This is a genomic window from Nocardia sp. bgisy134 (assembly GCF_057708325.1).
This window is the reverse complement of the sequence record NZ_JBYIRW010000012.1, coordinates 66,278-85,048: the sequence shown is the minus strand read 5'-3', so window position 1 is coordinate 85,048 and position 18,771 is coordinate 66,278. Positions and strand designations below refer to the sequence as shown.

The window sequence follows — 18,771 nt, the reverse complement described above, 5'->3', positions numbered from 1 at the left end:
GATCTATCCGGATGGTTCCGGTCGCGCCTCGGCGCGGTCGAGTTGCTCGTCGAGAGCCATGGCGGCGGCGACCAGGGCCAAGTGGGTGAACGCCTGGGGGAAGTTGCCGAGCTGCTCACCGGAGGGGCCGATCTCCTCGGCGAACAGCCCGACGTGATTGGCGTAGGTGAGCATCTTGTCGAAGGCGTAGCGGGCCTGCGCGACACGACCCGCGCGGGCCAGTGCTTCCACGTACAAGAAGCTGCACAGATTGAAGGTGCCCTCGACCCCGCGCAGACCGTCCGGAGACGCCTCGGGGTCGTACCGGTAGACCAGGCTGTCGCTGACCAGTTCCTGGTCCATGGCGTCCAGCGTGCTCAGCCACGCGGGGTCCCGCGGTGACAGGAAACCCATGCGCGGCATCAGCAGCAGTGACGCGTCCAGCACATCGGTGGCGTAGTGCTGGACGAACGCCTGCCGCTTCGTGCTCCAGCCGCGCTCGACGATCTGCGTGAACACCTCGTCCCGCGCGCGCGTCCACCGCGCCACATCCGCGGGCCGCGAGTATTTGGTGGCCAAGCGAATGCCGCGATCGAACGCCACCCAGGTCATCAGCCTGCTGTAGGTGAACTCCTGCCTGCCGCCGCGGGTTTCCCAGATGCCCTCGTCGTGCCGGTCCCAGTTGTCGGCGAGCCAGTCGGTCAGTTTCGCGTACGCGCGCCACCCTTCGATGCCGCCGATATCGGGAGCCTGCGACAGCGCGTCGGCGGCCTCACCGTAGATATCGAGCTGGATCTGGTCGGCCGCCGCGTTGCCGACCCGGACCGGGGCGGAACCTCGGTAGCCCTCCAGGTGGGTGAGCACCTCCTCCTCGAGCAGCGGGTCGCCATCGATCCGGTACATGATCTGCAGCGGCTCACCCGAGGCGGTGCCGCCCGCGTCGAGACGGTCACGCAGCCAACGCCGGAACGCGTAGGCCTCCTCGGTGAAGCCGAGATCGATCAGCGCCCGCACCGACAGGGAGGCGTCCCGGATCCAGGTGTAGCGGTAGTCCCAGTTGCGCTCGCCGCCCACCTGCTCCGGCAGCCCCATGGTGGCCGCGGCGATCGGCGCACCGGTCGGCGCGTAGGTGAGCAGCTTCAACGTGATCGCCGAGCGGTTGACCATATCCCGCCAGCGGCCCAGATAGGTGGACGAACGCAACCAGGACTGCCAGAAGTTCCGGCACCGTTCGAAGTCGGCGAGGATGTCGTCACGACCGGGATGCTCGGGCGCGGGGCCCTCGCTCGCCGTGCTGGTCAACACCACCACGGCGGTCTCGCCTTGGGAGAGCGTGAAATGTGCCGTGATGTCACCGTTCTCGGCCCGCAGCGTCACCGGTTCGGTGGTCCGCAGGTGCAGGTCCGTGCCGGGGCCGTGGAAGACCACCGCGCGGTCGTCGATCTGCTCGAGGGTGTGCGCGGCGCGACCGTAGTCGAATCGCGGCTTGCAGGTCAGCGTGAAGGACAGAGTCCCTCGCACCACCCGGGCCACCCGCACCAGCCGATGCCGATCGGTGGGCGTGGTACCCCGGATCGGATCCATGAAGTCGCCGACCTCACCGACCCCGTCCGGTCCGAGGAACCGGGTGACGAGAATGGCCGTATCCGGCATGTACAGCTGGCGAATCGACACATCGTCGTCGGTGGAATCCACGGCAAGTCGGCAGAAGCCGCCGCGCTCGCTGTCCAGCAGGGAAGCGAAGACGCTCGGCGAATCGAACCGCGGCGTGCACCACCAGTCGATCGTGCCTGCCGAGGACACCAGGGCGGCGGTTTGCAGGTCGCCGACGATGCCGTGCTCGGCGATCGGTGGGTATTTGTTCACGAGCGCTCCTTCACTCCCGTGCAAGTCGGTGATCGGTGGACCGGCGAGGGGCGAATTCCATTTCTGGAACGGATATTTCGCCTCTTTCCGGGTCACCGCCTCTTACACGGAGGGGGTTTGTCCCAGCGCCCGAGCCTTGAGCTGTTCGAATTCCGCCGCGGTGATCACGCCGGAGTCGTGCAGCGACTTCGCTTCGGCGATCTGCTCGGTGGGAGACTTGCCCGCCGCGACCTGCCGGATGTACTCGTCGGTGCTCTGCTTGGCCTCGAGTTGCATCTGCCGCGCCCGCTCGGCCATGCCGCGACCACGGACGATCAGGTAGACGAACGCACTGAGGTAGGGCAGCAGTATCAGCACGATCACCCACAGGGTCTTGCCGAGGCCCGAGACGGTGTGGTCGCGGAACAGATCGACCAAGATCTGGAACAGGACGATCAAGTACGCCACGAAGGCGAACACGATGATCGTGTACCACAACAGGTCCCAGAACGAATCCAACATGGTGAATCCTCCTCCGAGTGTGCGACCCCCGCTTCTTTGTCCGACCGGGCGGCGCCCGTCTGCGCCGGAGCGGGACGATCCACCGCTGATATCGGCCCGCCTCGCATCGCCTACGTGCACATCCGTTCACCGATGATATCCGGCGGACAATGCGGATGCGGCCACTCTCAGCAACCGAATCCGGTGGGGATCGTGGTAAACGACGTCACTGCTTTTCGCTGACGCGCTTCGGTGCGCGCCGATGCCATCTGCCAGGGGCGTCTCGTTCGTCTCGAAAATCGTAGGATGCCGCGTCGATCGGTGCCCGGCAACCCACCCTGCCTCGTGCCAGCACAGTAGCAAACACTCGGACACAGCGAAACCCGCTTATTTCACTGCGGCGGGAAGAGTGGCGTCGGGCGGCCGCGACGACGTCGCAGTGTCCCCACTGTCACGGTGCCGCATCATTGCCGCGACGGTGCCTCCGCGGCGCCGCCCCGTGGTCGCCGAGACCGTAAGGTCGGTCCTGCCAAGAGAGTTCTGCGAGAAGGAGGAGTTAGGAAATGCCCAAGTATCTGTGGCGAGTCGGCTACTCCGATGAGGGGGCTCGCGGTGTGCTGGCGCAGGGCGGCAGCGCCCGCCGGGCGGCTATCACGGAAATGGTCGAAAGCGTGGGCGGCCATGTGGACGTCTGCTATTTCGCTTTCGGGGACGACGATCTGTTCGTGATCGGTGATGTCCCGGACGAGGTTTCGGCCGCGGCGCTCGCCATCCGCACCGCGGCCTCGGGTGCGGCGATGTCGCACACCGTGACTCTGCTGACCCCCGAGCAGGTCGACGAAGCCGTCGCGCGGGAGGTCACCTATCGGCCTCCGGTGGAGGCGCCTTAGCGCGTGGAACGACTCGGCCGAACCGCCGCGCGGCCTCGGCCGAGTCGTTCGATCGTCACTTCGGCGGCGGAACGACCGGGGTGACGAGCATTCGGCCCGCGGTGCCGACGGTTTCCTCGAGGGTTCGCTTGCTCATCCCGAGCAGCACCTGGTTGTTGCGCTGCTGCCAGAGAATCTGCGTGGTGTTCCACGCGGTGTCCCGCGCGCGGGCGATGCTGAAGCTGGACAGAATGTGCTTGAGCGCCTCGGCGTCCTTGGTGGTCAGCTTCAGCAGCGCGGGCTCGTATTCCGCCCTGACCTCGGCCTCGATCTTGCTCAGCAGCTCGTTGACTTTGAGGTAGTCGGCATGCACCGGTTTGGTGTCCGGCGTGGTGCCGCGCTCCTTACACGTCTCGACCACCGCGGTCGCCAAATCGTGGTTGATATGGGCGTTCATGCCCGCCAGCGCGAACTGCAACGGCCACACGGTGCGGTTGGCGCGGGCATCGAAGACCGGCCGCCAGACCGGGTTGGGCCGCTTGCCGAGCTTGGCGGCATCGACCGCGTCGAAATACAGCCGAGCGAAGATCACATCGAGGCGTTCCACGAATGCGGAGTCCGTGAAGAATCCTTCGGTGATCTGTTGTCCCACCAATTCGGTGACGCGCAGATACATGTTGTTGAAGCTCGCGACTCCGTCGCGCGGATCGAGTTCGTCCTTGATAGCGCGCATCCGCCGGATGACCTCTTCGACGGGCCCGGGAATCTGGGTAACCTTCATGCTGTCCTCCTCCGCAGGATCGTTTCGTCTGTCAGCGACATTGTCTGGACGCTGTATCGACAGCGTCTCGTAAAGCACTGCTACAGTGTCGATTTCGCTGCTTCGTAGAACTCGGAACCGCACCGTTCACGTGCCACTGAATGGCCGGAATCGCACGTATGCGGGCCCTCGGCATCGAAGTCTTTCCTCGAGCAGCCGCGAGAATTGCGGCTCTTGCCGAGCGGGGAATATTGGTGGCCACGTGTCTGCGTACACCGCCGCCCTGTTCGACGGCCGAATTCACGTACTTCCCGAATATACTGGCAAGCCACCACGCTCACCGGACAACGAAGAATTCTCCGGCGGCCGCCGAAAGACCGGGCTCGACGGCCCGGATGAACGCGAGTTCGCGTATCCGGTGTCCGGGCCTCAGTGGTCGGCCGCTGCCGCCCAGGCGATCGCTTCGTCTCGGTTCGCGACGGGGAAGCGTTTGAATTCTCCCGGTGTCATCCAGCCGAACAGCGAGGTGACGGTGATCATCCAGTCGAGGTCGGTGACCAGCGCGATCCGCTTCCAGCGAGTGAGGTGCTCGACTCCGAGCTTCAGATCCTCCCACGCCGCCTCGGGCGTCATGCCTTCGAATCGTTCGAACACCAAGACGATTCGGATCTCGTCGCCGCGACCCCAGACTTCGCGGATGGCGGGCATCAGTATCTTTTCGTAGTCGGATGCCTCGAGCCGTCCCGTTGCTTCGAACCCGATGACGCCGTCCGGCAATCCTCCGATCGGTTCCAGCATGATCACGACCGTAGCACCCATATCGAATCACTCGCAGGTGCTTACTCGAAATGCGATTTCGCACGTCGAGTGCTCGAGGCGTTATTCGCGCGGGTCGATCGAATCGCTGCGGGGTGCCTGCCTGCGGTGCGCGTCATTGTGGGGGAGATTCGGGCCCGAGTTCTTCCTCGGCTGAGGTCGACTCGGCGGCGTCCAGCGGACCTGGAATCGTTCGACGCCGGGGTACTTTTCTCCCAGCGAGATCGCCTCGAATCCGGTTGCGAGGTAAAAGGTCAGGGCGTCTCGGTCGGTTTCGGCGAGCAGGCTGTGCCCAGGCGCCCGTGACCGAATCTCGGCAAGCAGGTGCCGACCGATGCCGGTGCGGCGGTGAGGTTCTCGTGTAGCGATATGCAGCAGTACCGCGTGGTCCTCGGACACCACGTAGCCCGCCACGCCCATCAGTTCGTTGTCGAGGACCACCGCGATGAGGTGGGCGGCATGGTCGGCCCGGTAGCGCCGCGCTGCGGCGTCCAGTCGTGAACGGTCGCCGCCGATGGCTGCGAAGAGAAGATCGGCCACGTCGGGGTCGGTGGGATCCGCCGAAATGGTCCGGAGGGTCATCGACGTCTCAGGTTCGCGCTGTGGTGCAACTCGCGGTCGCGGGAACGCCGAGGCGCTGCAGCAGCAGGGTGGCCGGGCACCAGCCGACGGCGCTGTAGAGCAGCAGGTTCGCGCCGACGAAGCCGGTCAGGACGAGCCACCAAGGCGAGACCGCCGCGGCGAGCAGGGTGCTGACGAGAACGAAGACGCCGGCCAGTAGCGGGACGGCGCGTCCGATGGTCCAACCGTCGTGGCGGGGTAGAGTCGGCACAGGTCATCGAATCCAATCATGTTGTGTGCCTTCGCATTATGCGATCAGGCAAGAGAAAGAAAGAGCTTTTCGAGTTCGGCTTCGGTCATCGGTTCGGAGCCGTCGGCGGTGTCTCCGGTGAGGCATTCGCGCAGGCCGGTCGCGACGATCTTGAAGCCGGCGCGGTCGAGCGCTCGGGAGACGGCGGCGAGCTGGGTGACCACGTCCTTGCAGTCGCGGCCCTGCTCGATCATGGAGATCACGCCGGTGAGCTGACCCTGCGCGCGGCGCAGGCGGTTGAGCACCTGGGCGATAGTCTCTTCGTTGCCGACCATGATGGGTTCCTTTCCTCGAATACTTCAACCCATGATACCCCTGGGGGTATTCCCGGGCTCGGTGTGAACCGAGCCCGGGAAGGCGGGGTCAGTGGTGGGCGAAGCTGATCGAGGGGAGGGCTTTGCGCAGCCAGGCGGGGGACCACCAGGCGGCGTGGCCGGTCAGCCGCAGCAGCACCGGCAGCAGCACCAGGCGCACCGCGAACGCGTCCAGCAGCACGGCGACGCCCAGGATGATGCCCATCTCCTTCGGTGGCAGCGGGTCGGCGAGGGCGAAGGTGAAGAACACCGCGACCATGACCGCGGCGGCGGCGAAGATCACCCGTCCGGAATGCGCCATGCCGTCGACCTGAGCGAGCTTCGGATCGCCGGAGCGTTCGTAGTGCTCCTTGGCGGTGGCCAGCAGGAACACCGTGTAGTCCATGGCGATGGCGAAGATCATGGCGAAGAAGAACACCGGTCCCCACCCGTCCAGGAATCCCTGCGGGGTGAAGCCGAGCAGACCCGCGCCGTGTCCGTCCTGGAAGATCAGCTTCGCGACACCGAACGCCGCGGCGGTGGACAGCAGGCTGACCGCGGTGCCCAGCGCGGCGATCAACGGCGCTTGCAGGGCGATCAGCAGCAGTGCGAATCCCAGCACCAGGATGATGCCGACGATCATGGGCAGGTAGTCGTTCAGCGCCTGTTGTAGATCCAGGTTCTCCGCTGGTGCGCCGCCGACCAGTGCGCCAGAAGGCAGGGTGTCCCGCAGATCGTCGAGGATCCCGCCCATGCGCGCATCCGACGGATCGACATCGGGCAGCGCCTGCATCATCACCAGACCGCTCTCATCGAGCGCGGGCTGAGCCGGGGTGACCATGCTGATCCCGTCCACGGTCACAGCAGCCGAGGCGAGCTGGGTGGCTTCGTCGGCGGGTCCGATGATCTGCAGCATTCCCGGTGCACCCTCGCCCATTTGCGCCTGGACGAGTTCATAGCCCTGGCGGACGGACGCGTCGGCGGGGACGACCTGGATCGATGGCATCGCCACCTTCAGGCCGAACACGGGCGCCGACAGCCCGATCAACACGGCCAGCGCGCCGATCGCGAACGGCCACGGCTTGTCGTGCAGCAGTCGGCCCCAGGAGGCGAACTTCGGAGAACGGTGTTGCTGGCGCTTGGCGTGTGGCAGCGCACCGGCATTGACCTTGCCGCCCAGGGATCCCAGCGCGGCCGGCAGCAGCGTCGTGGTGGCCAGCAGGACGAACGCCACCGCGAACATGATCCCGACGGCCATCGTCCGGACCGCTGGGGCGGGCACGATCAGTACCGCGGAGAGGCTGACCAGGACCGTCAGTCCGGACAGCACAACGGCTTTGCCCGCGGTGTCCATGGTTTCGGCCACGGCGGCCCTGGCGGTGGGCGCGGTGGTGAGCGCGTCGCGGAAGCGGGCGACGATGAACAGCGCGTAGTCGATGCCCAGCGCGAGGGCGAACATCATGGCGAAGTTCATGGCCCACACCGAGATCGGCGTGATCTGGTTGAGCAGCACCAGTCCGCCGGCCGAGGCGACCAGTCCCGCGAGAGTCAGCAACAGCGGCAGTCCGGCCGCGACGAGCGAGCCGAAGGCCAGCACCATGATCGCCAGGGTGACCGGCCAGGAGAACATTTCTGCCTTGATCATGGCGTCGTGGTTTGCCTTGTTGAAGTCGCTCCACAGCGCGGACGCGCCGGTGGGGTAGACCTCGATTCCGTCGCCGGACAGGGCGGTCAGCGTGTCCTTGTGATCATCGACGGCTTTGACCATGTCGTCGGTGGAGGCGTTGGCGCCCGCGATGAGGATGCCGGTGTGCCCGTCGCGGCTGATCGACATCCCGGGCTGCGGGGCGATGACCTCTCCGAAGCGCGAATCATCAGCGAACACCTGTGTGATCTCGCTCAGGACATGCTGCACCTGCGAGCTATCGATCGTCGCGGTGTCCGAGTGCACGACAACCTGGACCGCGGCCGAGGAGTTTCCGCCGAAGTGCTGCTGCGCCAGTTCGCGCACCTGCACCGATTCCGAGCCGTTGGCCTGCCAGCCCGCCCCGGCGAGCGAGGTGAACACGCTCGGCGCGGCGGCGCCGAGAACGATCAACACGAGCAGCCATACCCCGAACACGATCCGGGCGCGCCCGGCCATCGCGGCCCCGATTCGGCCGAGCATCCCGGCGGACCCGCCGGGTGGCGAACTGTTTCTAGCGGGGGAAAGCGTCGGTGAGTCGGTCATCACAATTCTCCTTCCATACCCCGGGGGGTATTCTGATGCTCGTAGTCAAGATACCCCTGGGGGTATACGAGAGTGAAGGGTGGCCTGCCGCACAGTGGGGCGAGGCCAGTCCGGAAGGAGCGAGATGAAGGTTGTGATCGTCGGTGGAGTGGCCGGTGGCATGTCGGCCGCCACCCGCTTGCGGCGGTTGATGGAATCGGCGGAAATCGTCGTTCTCGAGCGCGGCGATCATGTGTCGTTCGCGAACTGCGGCCTGCCCTACTACGTCGGCGGGGTGATCCCGAAACGCGAATCGCTGCTGTTGCAGACACCCGAGTCGCTCGCGGCGAGGTTCCGCCTGGACGTGCGCGTGCGGCACGAGGTGATCGCCCTCGACTCGGAGAATCGCACCGTCACCGTGCGTGCGCTGGATTCGGGTCGCGAATACGTCGAACCGTTCGACGAGTTGGTGCTGAGCACCGGCGCCGCGCCGATCGTGCCGCCGCTGCCGGGCGTCGAGCGCGCTCTGGTGGTGCGCGATGTCGCCGACGTCGATCGCTTGGCCGCGGCTGCGGCCGATGCGCAGTCCGCGGTCGTGGTCGGCGCGGGCTTCATCGGAGTGGAGATGGCTGAAAACCTCGTACGCAAGGGGATTTCGACCACCGTGGTCGGGCGCGGCCCGCAGGTGCTGGCTCCGCTGGATGTCGAGATGGCCGCGCCGGTCGCCGCCGAAATGCGCGACAACGGGATTCGATTGGAGCTGGGTGTGGAGCCGGTCGGCATCGACGCCGAGGCGGTGACCCTCTCCGATCGGCGTGTGATCCCGGCCGATCTGGTCGTCATGGCGATCGGAGTACGACCGGAGAGCGCTCTTGCCCGCGATGCCGGATTGGCGATCGGCTCGGGTGGCGGCATCGTGGTCGACGATCGGCTGCGCACGTCGGCCCCGCACATCTATGCCGTCGGCGATGTGGTGGAGAAGCTGGACGCGGTGACAGGACAGTCGATGCTGGTCCCGCTGGCGAATGCGGCGAATCGGCAAGGGCGGCTGGTCGCCGATGCGATCACGGGCCTGACGGTTGCGGACCCGCCCGCTCGAGGCACCGCGATCATCGGCGTATTCGATGTGCGAGCGGCAAGGACCGGATGGAGCGAGACTCGATTGCAGGCCGCGGGGCGTCCTTTCCGTGTTCTCCATTCGCATCCGCTCGCCCACGCCGGGTACTACCCGGGAGCCCGCGCGATGTCGATGAAGCTGCTCATCGATCCCGAAACGGACGCGATACTCGGTGCGCAGGCGGTCGGCGGTGAAGGCGTCGACAAGCGTATCGACGTGCTCGCCACCGCGATGGCAGGCGGAATCCCGGCCTCCCGATTGATGGACCTGGAGCTGGCGTACGCACCGCAGTTCGGTTCGGCCAAGGATCCGGTGAACATGCTTGGTTACATGGCCGACAACCTGCGCATCGGCGCGCTTCGCACGGTGCAGTGGCACGAAATCGACGAGGTGATCGCTGCGGGATCGCACCTGGTCGACGTGCGATCGCCGGAGGAGTTCGCCGCGGGTTCCATCCCCGGCGCACGCAATATCCCCTTGGATGAACTGCGTGAAAGGGTGGACGAGATCCCGCAAGGCTCCGTTCTGGTTTTCTGTCAGGTGGGGCAACGCGGCAACAGTGCGACGCGAGTGCTGACCCAGCGCGGTAGGCAGGCGGTCAACCTGGATGGCGGATATCGGACCTGGCGAGATGCGATCGCCGGACAATCCAGGTAACTCTGCCGCGAAATCCGTATACACAGAAAGGGAAAAGGGACATGTGTCAACGAATCATCTGCCATAGGTGCGGCAAGCCCGGCTACGAGGGATGTGGAAGTCACGTCGAGCAGGTGCTCGGCGATGTACCTGAGGCGCAGCGCTGTTCCTGTGACGTCCAGCCGCGCCCCCGCAAGCGCTGGTTCTGAGGACCGCCGGCTGATCGATCCGTAGGCGACGAACACGCTGCCGACTCGCGCGATCAGCCAACCCGGTGGGGCGTGGTCGAGGTCTGGGCTACGGGCCCGGTCGGCCTTGTCGCGGGCTTGCCATCGACGTTGCCGTGGGAGCGGCGTCGTGGCCGATGAGGCCGAGAAGTTCATACGGCCGGTGACGATTCCGGAAGAGGAGCGGAAGTTGACTGATTCCCACCTGTACGTTGCTCGAGGTGGCAGGCCATGAACGCCGAACGAAGACGCCCATGCGAAGGTGATGTGTACCTGCGGATTTGGCTGGCCGGGATGGCCTTCGACTACACGGCCGACATGGCGGCGGTACGCAATTCGATCCTCGATTGGAGGCAAACGAACTGTTGCACGATCGAATTGATACAAAACGCTGTCGAGGACTGTCGGCTGTTGCCGCGACTGCCTTGCGAACGACTGTTTCTCGGGCGGTGACTGGCCGCGCCGAGGTAGCGGCTGGTCGCCGGGCGGAGTCGCTCCGCTACCTGCTGCCCGAGGCAGGCCGGTACTGCGCGGCCTGATTCGCGCCGGCACACCGTCTCCGCGCGGGGCCCGGTCATCAGGCGCCGGAGCGTGATCCGGGTGCGCGCCTAGGGCGACGTGCCCTCTCCCGCAGGCGAATCCAGTCCACCGCGGGGGTGGGCGCGGGCGTGCCCGGTCGCGTTCTCGGCACACGCACCCGCAGCGCGCCCGGCGCTATCGTGCAGCGGACCGGCGTGGTGAGCAGCAGCGATTCCCCGTCGACTCCGACGGGGATGGTGTCGGTGTCGGCTTCGACGATCACCTCGCGGGTGGTCTGCTGGACGAGTTGCCGGAATCGGCCGACGCGCAGCAGATCGATGGCTTGACGGGTGCTGGCCACCGAGAGGGCGACCGCCCCGAGCAGGCCGCGGTCGATCCGGGCGCGGCGGCTCAGTCCGGCGAGATCCCCGCTGCCATACGGATTGTTGCTGACCAGGACGGCCTGCGGCCCGTCGACGACGGTGTCGCCGATATGCGCGACGAGCCGCGAACCCGTTTGTCCGGCAAGCAGATCCGGGAGCGTCTGGAGTGTGGTCGCGGTCTTGTCGTCGCGGTAGGCGGGGCTGCGTACGAGTTCGGCGTAGACGCCGAAGGAGGCGTTGTTGACGAAGGGGCGGCCATTGATGGCGCCCAGGTCCACTCGCAAGTCGACGCCGTCGGTGAGCGCGTCGAGCGAGGCGCCGGGATCGGCGCGGTCCAGACCGAGATCCATGGCGAAGTGGTTGCGCGTTCCCGCGCTGATCACCAGGAACGGCACGTCGGATTCGGCGGCGACGCCCGCGACGAGCGCCTGCGTTCCGTCACCGCCCGCGACGCCGAGCAGATCCGCGCCGCGCGCGACGGCGTCGCGTGCCGCGGCAACGACGTCAATGGTCTCCGGCCCTTCGAGCAGCAGGACCTCGGCGCCGAGTTCCTCGGCTCTGCGCCGCAGGTCGAATCGCGCGACCTTGCCTCCGCCGGAATGCGGATTCATGATCAGGAACGGGTGATTCGGCGGCGCGGCCGGATATTCGGGCATCCGCGTGTCGCGCTCGTGCTCGCGCAGCGCGATACGCGCGCAGATCAGCGCCAGCGCCGCCAGGCCGCACGTCAGCAGCACCACCCATAGCAGCTGGGCGCGAACGAACAGGACGAACACGACGATCGGCGCTAGCACCGCCACCACCGCTCCGGCCGCCCGCAGCACCCCGCGCCGGGACAGGAACCAATAGAGCGCCGCGACCGTCACCACCGCGCCGCCGATGCCGACCATCACCAACCCCGCGGTCCCGAGCAGTCCGGCGAACAGCACCGGGACGAGCACGGCGCAGCACACCGACACGAAAGCGGCTCGCGCCGACCACCGTCGCATGCGCACATCGCCGGCCGCCGCATCGTTGCCGTATTCGTCCTTGTTCACGGTCGCCTCATTCCTGTGGGTGGATGCGGTCCTGGCGTTCGAGGAAGTCCGCGACCGCGGCGTCCACGGTGGGGTAGAAGTGGGTGGCGTCGAATCGGTCACCCACGCCGAATCGGAGGAGCCGATCCTTGATCGGCCCCTTCATCTCCGCGAAGGCCAGCCGGATTCCTTGGCCTTCCAGGTACCTGTCCAGGTCGACGAGTTCGTCCACGGCGGTGGTGTCGAGGCCGGTGATCGGTTCCGCGGCGATGACGACCCACTCGACCGGAGTCGGGGCTTTGGACACCACCCCGCGGACGTACTCGTCGAAGATCTCGCCATTCGCGAAGAACAGGGGAGCATCGAACCGGACCAGGACCAACCCCGGGATTCGCTGTCCGTCGGGGTGGCGTTCGATGTCGTGGTAGCCGGGGCGGTCAGCCGTGCGCACCAATTCGGTGCGGTAGGGCTGCCACGCGCGCGCGACCACGGCGACGAACGACAATCCGATCGCGACCAGAATCCCTTGCAGTACACCCGCGAACACCACCCCGAGGAAAGCCGCGACCGCGAGCCAGAATTCCACGGTGCTCATATGCCACATCCGGACCATGCCGCCCACGTCGATGAGCGCGGTGGCCGCGACGATGACCACGGCCGCGAGCGCCGCGTCGGGCAGGTACGCGGTGAGACCGGGCGCGACGAGGACGAACGCCAAGACCGCCAGCGCGCCGACGACTCCTGTCAACTGGGTGTGAGCTCCGCTCTGTTCGGCGACCGGAGTGCGGGAACCGCTCGCCGACACCGGAAACCCGCCGAACAACCCGCCCGCGATATTCGACACGCCGATGGCCTTCATCTCGGTGCTGCCGTTCACGTCCTCGCCGTGGCGGGAGGCGAATGTCCGTGACAGCACACCGGTGTCGGCGAACGCGATCAGCGCGATCCCGGCGGCGGGCCCGATCAGGCGCACGACGTCGTGCCAGTCGACGCCACCGATCGAGGGCAGCGGCAACCCTTCGGGAAGGGCGCCGACCATGGGGATGTCGTCCGTGAGATCCGCCGCGGCGCACAGTGCGATGGCTCCCGCCACGGCCACCAGCACGCCGGGAATTACGGGCAGCCACATCCTGATGGCCACGATGATCGCGATGGCGCCGACGCCGATACCGGCCGCCACCGGATCGACCCTGCCGTCGAACACCGCCCTGGCGGTCTCGGCGACCTCCGCGAGCACACCCGTGGCGTCGACGGAGAATCCGAGCAGTTTGGGCAGCTGCCCCACGACGACGATGAGCGCGATCGCGTTGAGATATCCGAGCCGGATGGGCTTGGACAGCAATTCGGTCACGAAGCCGAGCCGCAGGAATCCGCCGATCAACAGAATGAGGCCCATGAGAACGCCCAGGACACCGGCCAGGGCGAGCGCGTCGTCCTGATCGCCCGCCACGGCCAGCGGCAGAACGGCGGCCGCGATGAGCGGGGCCAGCGAGGAGTCCGGGCCGAGAACCAGGATCCGGGACGGACCCACTACCGCGTAGGCGAGCAGCGGGACGATGGTGGCGTAGAGACCGGCGTAGGCGGGCAGGCCCGCGGCCTCGGCGTATCCCATTCCGGCGGGGATCAGCAGCGCGGTCAGGACGAGTCCGGCGGTGATGTCCGTGCGCAGCCAGTCCCGCCGGTACCGCAGGGCGGTCGCGATACCGGGCAACCGGCCGAGGGCATCTGTCCAGGACATCGATCGGCCTCAGCCGTCACGTGCGCGCAAGGGTCCACCGTCCCGGTGAGGGGATTTCCTGCTCACGATTCTCCTCCGAGGCGCTTCACAGCTGTGGCTGCCAGGCGGTCACCGCCCAGATGACCACCACGCTCAGCGCGATGACGAGCAGCGACCACCACGGGTAATAGGGCAGCGACAGGAAGTTCGCGATGATCACCAGCACGGCGATGGCCACCGCGGCGTAGCGGCCCCATGTCCGGCCGAAGAGCAGTCCGAAGGCGCAGAGCACGCCGACGGCGCCGAGGATCAGATGGATCCAACCCCAGGTGGTCAAGTCGAACGCGTAGATGTAGTCGACGCCCGCGACGTAGATCTCGTCCTTGGCGATGGCCGAGACTCCCTCGAGCACCGAGACCGTGGCGAGTACGAGCAGCATGATCGCCGCCGTGATCGAGATCCCCGTGGCGACGCTCTGCCGCTGGAAGGGTTCGGCGGGCGGGGGACTCTGGACACCCGATGGGTTCGTCATGGTGGACTCCTCATCGCTATCGGACCGGATCCGCCGATTGTCGCCCCGCGAGCGGGCGCGAATCCTCACCTGTTCCGGGTGAAGTGAGCGACCGACACAGCGACTCCCCGCTGGGAACGCTCACGGCGACGTGACCCGGTACGGCGCGATCAGGGTGGTTATCAGTCGACGCGCCGTGGCAACCGCGTGGTCGGCGTTCCGTCGAACCGGTAGTTCCGATCTTTTCGGGTATGCGTCTGTCGAGTCTGGATCGAAAGAAACGAGCAGCGAACGGCCGCGCTCCGAGCGGCCACCGATACCGATACCAGTCAGCAGGGGTTGCTATGACCAGTGAGATGCAGAAGGCAAAACAACCGGTCGTCTCCGTGGTGGCCGGTCCGTACGGACATCCGTTCCACCCGATCCTGGTCACCGTGCCGATCGGGGCGTGGGTGGCGAGCGTGGTGTTCGATATCGCCTCGCGGGTGGTGGACGACCCGCAGTTCCTCGCCCGCGGCGCGACGTGGCTGATCGCGATCGGAGTGCTCGGCGCACTGGTCGCGGCGGTGGTGGGTCTGCTGGACTTGCTCGCGATACCGACCGGCACCACGGCGTTTCGCATCGGTTTGTTGCACATGAGCCTCAATCTGACGGTGACCGCCGCCTTCGTCGTCGGCTTCTTCTGGCGCACTGCCGGTAGCGGTCCGCAGGGCGCCGTGTCCTGGGGCCAGCTGGTGCTGTCGATCGTCGCCCTGGCTGTGCTTGGCGTCTCCGGCTATCTCGGCGGGCAGCTCGCCTATCACTACGGTGTCCGGGTCGCGGACGAAACCACCCAGGCGAGCGGCTTCCGACACTGATCCGCGACAAGGAAGAACCGGAGGTCAGGCGGGGGTGATGTCGGGTTCGATCAGCAGTTGATCGCGGCCCTGCCGGGCGGCGCGGCCGAGAATCGCCGCGAGCCGCTCGTCGGGGGCGAAGCACCCGAACCGAATGAGATACCGGTGAGGTCAGGCCGCGCCCGAAGGAGTTCGTTCGGCTTCTGCGATGTGTAATCGACGACGAGGTGGGCGTAACATGCTGAATCTCGACCGGCGAGTTCGTAGATTGGTGTCGAGTCTCTGCGCGTCCGGTTCATCGCGCAGGTGTCGGTGGGTTTCGAATTGGGAGTGGGGTATCTGGTATGGCGCGCAAGGTAGTCGTCACGGTCGTCGATGATTTCGACGGTCACTCGCAGGCGGCGGAGACGGTGTCGTTCGCGGTGGACGGTGTCGAGTACGAGATCGACCTATCGGAGGAGAACGCCGCGCGATTGCGAGAGTCGTTCGCGCAATGGGTTCCTCATAGCCGACGGGTGGGTAAAGCGGGTCGGCGCAGCAGGAGTATCGAGACCGCGGCCACCGATGGTCCTCGTCCCGGTGTGGTGCGGGAGTGGGCCAGGGCGAACGGATTCGACGTTCCCCGGCGAGGGCGCGTGCCCGCCGATGTCGTGGCCGCGTACCAAAAGGCCGCGTCCTAGGCGCGGCAATCGCGGATCAGGGTCCGTCCTCCCGAAGGTCGAAACGGGAGGACGGACCACTTCCCCGTCAGGCCGCGGGAACGCCGCCACGTTCTCGGGCCGCTACGACCATATCGGGTAATGGGCGAACGGGGGGCGTTTGACGCGAACTTTGTGTCGTCGCTTGGCTTGTGGTGGTCATACGTCGGTTGTTTTCCGCGGCGCACGCATTTCTCCGCGCGAAACCCACTCGGCGGCACCGTCGTCAACTGCTCGCCGCGGTGGACACGTCGATCGGCACCCCGGTCTCCCGCTCGGAGACGTCCCACAGTTTGGCGATGGCGCTGTTCATTCCGATTCTGCGGAAGATCGGTTTGCGCACCGGCGGTCCATTGTTGACGAACATCGGACCGTAGAAATCACCGCCGTTCGCGGCCGGGTCCGTCGCCGCACGCAGTTGCGGCAGCGCCCCATCGGATGCGGACATCCCCGTGTGCACAGCGGCCCACTGGCTGAACCGCTGTGTCAGGCCGCCGCCGGATTCCCGCACGCTGACCGCTTGCAGGTTGGTGTTCGACAAGCCGGGATGCGCGAGGAGGCTCGCCGCGCCCACGCCTGCCCGCTCGAACTCCTGCTGCAATCCCAGGCCGAAGTGGAAGTTGGCGAGCTTGGCCTGACCATATGCGCGCCACGGTCCGTAGCGACCTTCCAGGTGGGGGTTGGCCGGATCGACGGCGCGACCCATGTGATGCGCTGTGCTCGTCACGGTCACGACCCGGGCTCGGGCAGTGCGCAGCAGCGCAGGCATCAGCAGCGCGGTCAGCGTCCAATGCCCCAAATGGTCCACACCGAACTGCATTTCGAAGCCGTCGACGGTCTTCGCCTCGCCGGTCGCCATCACCCCGGCGTTGTTGATCAGCAGATCGATGCGCTGATGTGCGCCGAGGATCTTCTCGCTCGCCGCGCGGACGGATGCCTGCGCGGAGAGATCGAGGGCGATCAACTCGAGGGAGGCGTCCGGCGCCATCGCGCGGATGTTCTCGACCGCGGCCGCGGCCTTGTCCTGATTGCGCACCGCCATCACCACGTGTGCGCCCTTGGCCGCCAGTTGCCGCGCCGTCTCCAGCCCGAGCCCGCTGTTGGCCCCGGTCACCACCGCCGTCCGGCCGCGCTGATCGGGGATTTGGGAAGCGTTCCAGAACATCGCGAACCTCCTGGTGGAATGTTCGGTCGTCAGCGAAATCTACCAAATCGAGGGCGCGCGGAACCGGCATCGGGCCGTAATCACCGGCCAGCGGGTATCGGGGTGAACTAGGCTAGCCAGGCGCGCTCGTCACCGGCGAAGCGATTGACGGGACCCGGGGTGGCGACCGCCCGGAAATAGGCCGCGGAGATCGCGTCGGCCAGCACGGCATTGCGACGATCCAGATCGTCCTGCCAGGCGATGATTTCCGGCAGCAGCCGGTCGAGTTCCGCGCGCGTCGCGCGTTCGTCGACCGTGGTCACCTCGCCGCCCGCGACGACGACGCGCCCCGCCACGAGGACCGTGTCGATCGACGATCCGTTCTCGGAGTAGACCAGCTGATTGTCGAGCTTCTGGCGCGGGGTGAAGGCCATGGTGTCGAGATCGAAGAGCACCAGGTCGGCTTGCTTGCCCACCTCGATCGTTCCGATGACGCGATCGAGCACCGCGCTGCGGGCTCCGCCGATGGTCGCCGCGGTGAGCACCTCGTCGACTCGCGGCCAGCGGCGGAAATCGGGATCGGTCACCTTGTGCAACAGCGCCGCCGTTTTCACCACGTCGAGCATGCGCGGCGAGTCGCTGCTGGAGCAGCCGTCGGTGCCGAGCGCGACGTTGACCCCGGCGTCGTGCAGCAGCCGCCACGCCGCGATGCCCGAGCCGAGTTTCAGGTTGGAGACGGGGTTGTGCGCGAGGGAGGTGCGGGCATCTGCGACGAGTTCGATATCGGACTCGGTCACCCAGATGCCGTGGGCCAAAGTGGTATTGGCGGTCAGTGCGCCGATCCTGTGCAGATACTCGACCAGTGTTCCGCCGTAGTGTTCGGGTCCGGTGATCATCTGGGTCTTGGTCTCGAGCACGTGGATGTGGCACTCGGCGTCGTTGGTCCGCGCCAACTGGGTCGCCCCGGCGATCAGCTCGGGGCTACAGCGCTGCGGCGCGGACGGCGCGGTCATGAACCGCAGCCGTCCGTCGCCGCGGCCGTGCAGAGTGTCGAACGCGCGGCGGCAGAAATCGAGGTACTCGTCGTCGGCGAGAGCGGGCAGCGACCTGAGGTGCCGCACCATCGCCGAATCCAGCAGATCGTCCAGAAAGGGGATGGTGTCGACGAAGGGCCGGGTGATGACGTGCCCGGAGATGTTGGCCCGGATGCCGACTTCGTCGTAGGCGTCGAACACCGCCGCGAGCTGCGCCCACTCCTGATTCGGATTCTCGATCACGTCGTCGACGATGGTGGTGACGCCGGCTTTGAGCGATTCGATCGCGAACAGCGTGCTGCGCAACCGCACCAGCTCCGGGGCGACGCGGCTGTCACCGAGGATCGGATAGCTCATGGTGAGCCACAGTTCGAGCGGCAGATTGTCGTAGCGCCCCTTGAACAGCGTCTCCCATGAGTGGGTGTGCGCGTTGACGAGCCCGGGAACGACCAAGCGGTCGCACCCGTCGATGACGGTGTCGCCGTCGGCCGGGGTCAGGCCGGCGCCGATCTCGGCGATGCGATCGCCTTCGATCCGGATGCTGCGCACGACCGGTGTGCTGCCGGAGATGCCGTCCATGGTCAGCACGTGTGCGTCTTCGATGAGGATTCCCACGCTCTTCCTCTATCACGGTGGGTCACCGACGAGGCGGAGCCCACCTCGATCGAAGTCAGGCCAATTTCTTATTTGCGGGAATGAAACTATTCGGAGTTATTGATTGTCCGCGTCCCGATGCCGATGCATTGTGAAAATCCCGATCTCGTACTCGATCTGCCTATCGGTCCGAAAG

Annotated in this window: 18 protein-coding genes; 5 read left to right on the top strand and 13 right to left on the bottom strand. The window is 66.5% G+C overall.

Going from position 1 to position 18,771, the window contains the following annotated elements:
• Window positions 1-3: 3 nt before the first annotated feature.
• Together AC3ERS_RS21690 and AC3ERS_RS21685 are read right to left on the bottom strand one after the other, a co-directional pair.
• Entirely contained in the window at window positions 4-1,845 is a 1,842-nt protein-coding gene (locus tag AC3ERS_RS21690) for a glycoside hydrolase family 15 protein (protein ID WP_431969877.1), read from the bottom strand.
• A 102-nt stretch (window positions 1,846-1,947) separates the two neighbouring features.
• Entirely contained in the window at window positions 1,948-2,343 is a 396-nt protein-coding gene (locus AC3ERS_RS21685) for an SHOCT domain-containing protein (RefSeq protein WP_431970016.1), read from the bottom strand.
• Window positions 2,344-2,888: 545 nt separating this feature from the next.
• On the opposite strand from AC3ERS_RS21685, the gene AC3ERS_RS21680 reads away from it, so the two are divergent.
• Complete coding sequence (locus tag AC3ERS_RS21680) at window positions 2,889-3,215, top strand: GYD domain-containing protein (RefSeq protein ID WP_431969876.1); 327 nt, start codon at window positions 2,889-2,891, stop codon at window positions 3,213-3,215.
• A 55-nt stretch (window positions 3,216-3,270) separates the two neighbouring features.
• Here the strand turns inward: AC3ERS_RS21680 and AC3ERS_RS21675 are convergent, their stop codons facing one another.
• The 6 genes from AC3ERS_RS21675 to AC3ERS_RS21650 all read right to left on the bottom strand — a co-directional run bounded on the left by AC3ERS_RS21675 (window position 3,271) and on the right by AC3ERS_RS21650 (window position 8,164).
• The gene (locus AC3ERS_RS21675) at window positions 3,271-3,975 is read right to left on the bottom strand and encodes a DUF5995 family protein (protein ID WP_431969875.1); all 705 of its coding nucleotides are present in this window, start codon (window positions 3,973-3,975) and stop codon (window positions 3,271-3,273) included.
• 408 nt (window positions 3,976-4,383) lie between these two features.
• Window positions 4,384-4,752, bottom strand: a complete 369-nt coding sequence (locus AC3ERS_RS21670; protein WP_431969874.1) for a SpoIIAA family protein — start codon at window positions 4,750-4,752, stop codon at window positions 4,384-4,386.
• Between the two features lie 81 nt (window positions 4,753-4,833).
• Window positions 4,834-5,352 (bottom strand): GNAT family N-acetyltransferase, encoded by a 519-nt coding sequence (locus tag AC3ERS_RS21665; protein ID WP_431969873.1) that lies wholly within the window; start codon window positions 5,350-5,352, stop codon window positions 4,834-4,836.
• A 7-nt stretch (window positions 5,353-5,359) separates the two neighbouring features.
• On the bottom strand, window positions 5,360-5,602 hold the full coding sequence (locus tag AC3ERS_RS21660) for a YgaP family membrane protein (RefSeq protein ID WP_431969872.1): 243 nt from the start codon (window positions 5,600-5,602) through the stop codon (window positions 5,360-5,362).
• A gap of 44 nt (window positions 5,603-5,646) precedes the next feature.
• Window positions 5,647-5,916, bottom strand: coding sequence for a metal-sensitive transcriptional regulator (locus tag AC3ERS_RS21655; protein WP_431969871.1), 270 nt, complete (start codon window positions 5,914-5,916; stop codon window positions 5,647-5,649).
• 88 nt (window positions 5,917-6,004) lie between these two features.
• On the bottom strand, window positions 6,005-8,164 hold the full coding sequence (locus AC3ERS_RS21650; protein WP_431969870.1) for an MMPL family transporter: 2,160 nt from the start codon (window positions 8,162-8,164) through the stop codon (window positions 6,005-6,007).
• A gap of 124 nt (window positions 8,165-8,288) precedes the next feature.
• On the opposite strand from AC3ERS_RS21650, the gene AC3ERS_RS21645 reads away from it, so the two are divergent.
• Window positions 8,289-9,917, top strand: a complete 1,629-nt coding sequence (locus AC3ERS_RS21645; RefSeq protein ID WP_431969869.1) for an FAD-dependent oxidoreductase — start codon at window positions 8,289-8,291, stop codon at window positions 9,915-9,917.
• Window positions 9,918-9,958: 41 nt separating this feature from the next.
• Window positions 9,959-10,105, top strand: coding sequence for a hypothetical protein (locus tag AC3ERS_RS21640; RefSeq protein WP_488186272.1), 147 nt, complete (start codon window positions 9,959-9,961; stop codon window positions 10,103-10,105).
• Window positions 10,106-10,700: 595 nt separating this feature from the next.
• Here the strand turns inward: AC3ERS_RS21640 and AC3ERS_RS21635 are convergent.
• From AC3ERS_RS21635 to AC3ERS_RS21625, 3 genes are all read right to left on the bottom strand, one after another.
• A complete protein-coding gene (locus AC3ERS_RS21635; protein ID WP_431970015.1) occupies window positions 10,701-12,014 on the bottom strand; it encodes a diacylglycerol/lipid kinase family protein in 1,314 nt (437 codons plus the stop codon).
• Window positions 12,015-12,069: 55 nt separating this feature from the next.
• Entirely contained in the window at window positions 12,070-13,779 is a 1,710-nt protein-coding gene (locus tag AC3ERS_RS21630) for a SulP family inorganic anion transporter (RefSeq protein WP_431969868.1), read from the bottom strand.
• A gap of 85 nt (window positions 13,780-13,864) precedes the next feature.
• On the bottom strand, window positions 13,865-14,290 hold the full coding sequence (locus AC3ERS_RS21625) for a DUF7144 family membrane protein (RefSeq protein ID WP_431969867.1): 426 nt from the start codon (window positions 14,288-14,290) through the stop codon (window positions 13,865-13,867).
• A gap of 323 nt (window positions 14,291-14,613) precedes the next feature.
• Between AC3ERS_RS21625 and AC3ERS_RS21620 the strand changes: the two genes are divergently transcribed.
• Window positions 14,614-15,126 carry a DUF2231 domain-containing protein gene (locus AC3ERS_RS21620; RefSeq protein WP_431969866.1) on the top strand — a complete coding sequence of 171 codons (513 nt, stop codon included), beginning with the start codon at window positions 14,614-14,616 and terminating at the stop codon, window positions 15,124-15,126.
• A gap of 323 nt (window positions 15,127-15,449) precedes the next feature.
• Window positions 15,450-15,785, top strand: a complete 336-nt coding sequence (locus AC3ERS_RS21615) for a histone-like nucleoid-structuring protein Lsr2 (protein ID WP_431969865.1) — start codon at window positions 15,450-15,452, stop codon at window positions 15,783-15,785.
• 244 nt (window positions 15,786-16,029) lie between these two features.
• Here the strand turns inward: AC3ERS_RS21615 and AC3ERS_RS21610 are convergent, their stop codons facing one another.
• Complete coding sequence (locus AC3ERS_RS21610; RefSeq protein WP_431969864.1) at window positions 16,030-16,968, bottom strand: oxidoreductase; 939 nt, start codon at window positions 16,966-16,968, stop codon at window positions 16,030-16,032.
• Window positions 16,969-17,075: 107 nt separating this feature from the next.
• Entirely contained in the window at window positions 17,076-18,596 is a 1,521-nt protein-coding gene (locus tag AC3ERS_RS21605; protein WP_431969863.1) for an amidohydrolase family protein, read from the bottom strand.
• Window positions 18,597-18,771: the final 175 nt, after the last annotated feature.

Excerpts from the sequence above, each read along its gene's own strand:
- AC3ERS_RS21625 (WP_431969867.1), bottom strand. The coding sequence starts at position 14,290 with ATGACGAACCCATCGGGTGTCCAGAGTCCCCCGCCCGCCGAACCCTTC.
- AC3ERS_RS21680 (WP_431969876.1), top strand. The coding sequence starts at position 2,889 with ATGCCCAAGTATCTGTGGCGAGTCGGCTACTCCGATGAGGGGGCTCGC.
- AC3ERS_RS21620 (WP_431969866.1), top strand. The coding sequence starts at position 14,614 with ATGACCAGTGAGATGCAGAAGGCAAAACAACCGGTCGTCTCCGTGGTG.
- AC3ERS_RS21610 (WP_431969864.1), bottom strand. The coding sequence starts at position 16,968 with ATGTTCTGGAACGCTTCCCAAATCCCCGATCAGCGCGGCCGGACGGCG.
- AC3ERS_RS21645 (WP_431969869.1), top strand. The coding sequence starts at position 8,289 with ATGAAGGTTGTGATCGTCGGTGGAGTGGCCGGTGGCATGTCGGCCGCC.
- AC3ERS_RS21640 (WP_488186272.1), top strand. The coding sequence starts at position 9,959 with ATGTGTCAACGAATCATCTGCCATAGGTGCGGCAAGCCCGGCTACGAG.
- AC3ERS_RS21670 (WP_431969874.1), bottom strand. The coding sequence starts at position 4,752 with ATGCTGGAACCGATCGGAGGATTGCCGGACGGCGTCATCGGGTTCGAA.
- AC3ERS_RS21635 (WP_431970015.1), bottom strand. The coding sequence starts at position 12,014 with ATGCGACGGTGGTCGGCGCGAGCCGCTTTCGTGTCGGTGTGCTGCGCC.
- AC3ERS_RS21630 (WP_431969868.1), bottom strand. The coding sequence starts at position 13,779 with ATGTCCTGGACAGATGCCCTCGGCCGGTTGCCCGGTATCGCGACCGCC.
- AC3ERS_RS21615 (WP_431969865.1), top strand. The coding sequence starts at position 15,450 with ATGGCGCGCAAGGTAGTCGTCACGGTCGTCGATGATTTCGACGGTCAC.
- AC3ERS_RS21650 (WP_431969870.1), bottom strand. The coding sequence starts at position 8,164 with ATGACCGACTCACCGACGCTTTCCCCCGCTAGAAACAGTTCGCCACCC.
- AC3ERS_RS21655 (WP_431969871.1), bottom strand. The coding sequence starts at position 5,916 with ATGGTCGGCAACGAAGAGACTATCGCCCAGGTGCTCAACCGCCTGCGC.
- AC3ERS_RS21665 (WP_431969873.1), bottom strand. The coding sequence starts at position 5,352 with ATGACCCTCCGGACCATTTCGGCGGATCCCACCGACCCCGACGTGGCC.
- AC3ERS_RS21675 (WP_431969875.1), bottom strand. The coding sequence starts at position 3,975 with ATGAAGGTTACCCAGATTCCCGGGCCCGTCGAAGAGGTCATCCGGCGG.